This is a genomic window from Streptomyces sp. SP17BM10, from assembly GCF_036322405.1.
Classification (GTDB): Bacteria; Actinomycetota; Actinomycetes; order Streptomycetales; family Streptomycetaceae; genus Kitasatospora.
Window position 1 is genome coordinate 1 of the sequence record NZ_JAQYXB010000115.1, and the last position, 400, is coordinate 400.

A 400-nucleotide genomic window follows, 5' to 3' on the forward strand; every position below is an offset into this window, starting at 1 on the left:
GGGGCCACACCACCCCCCCCCCCACACCCCCTAAAAAAAAAAAAAAAAACAAAAAAATAACAAAAAAAAAAAAAAAAAAAAACCCCCCAAAAAAAAAAACAAAAAAACACAAAAAAAACAAAAAAAACAAACAACAACAAAAAAAAAAAAACCAACCCCCCAAAAAAAAAAACAACCACAAAAAAAAAAAAAAAAAAAACAAAAAAACACAAAAAAAACAAAAACAAAAAAAAAATAAAAAAACAAACACCCAAACAAAAAATACCCCCCCACAAACAAAACCCACCCACCAAAACAAAAAAACCCAAAAAAAAAAAAAAAAAATAAACAAAAAAAAACCAAAAAAAAAGCAAATAAAAAAAAAAAAATCAAAAAAAACAACAAATAAAAAACCAAAAAC

General features: G+C 24.2%; 1 protein-coding gene. It reads right to left on the minus strand.

From position 1 onward, the window contains the following. Positions 1 to 30 precede the first annotated feature (30 nt). A partial coding sequence (locus PUR71_RS40835; RefSeq protein ID WP_329924270.1) for a hypothetical protein occupies positions 31 to 400 on the minus strand: 370 nt, incomplete at its 5' end.